Raw genomic sequence first — 345 nt, 5'->3', positions numbered from 1 at the left:
AACATGGAGTCTTGCCCTTCGGTCCGGAACAAGGAACCTACAGACAAGGTCGTATCCAGTCGCCCGGACCAGTCCGGGTTTTCAAAATCCAGTTGAACCGCTGAAGCAGGAAGGGACAGCCCGGTAAGGGCAGTGATGCTGGCCACAGCCATCGCCAGCCTGGTTTTACGCAGGTGATTATTATTCATGTAGCTCTCCGAATTGCCATGCGCATGGCTTTATTGTTTTTACTCGGGCAACAGTAGCTCCCATTTGCAGCAGGTCCCATCATTCTTCCTGATACAAACCACCGCCCGAGCTAATGCATAATTCTTACACATCAGGGAAAAAAATAAATCCCCTGTG

1 protein-coding gene is annotated in these 345 nt (G+C 50.4%); it reads right to left on the bottom strand.

Going from position 1 to position 345, the window contains the following annotated elements; genetic code table 11:
* A partial coding sequence (locus A3754_RS07125; protein ID WP_156496879.1) for a DUF1302 family protein occupies nucleotides 1-188 on the bottom strand: 188 nt, incomplete at its 3' end.
* Nucleotides 189-345: the final 157 nt, after the last annotated feature.

The sequence above is a fragment of the Alcanivorax sp. HI0083 genome (genome assembly GCF_001635175.1).
The sequence above is the reverse complement of the archived record's forward strand: the minus strand, read 5'-3'. Positions and strand labels throughout refer to the sequence as shown.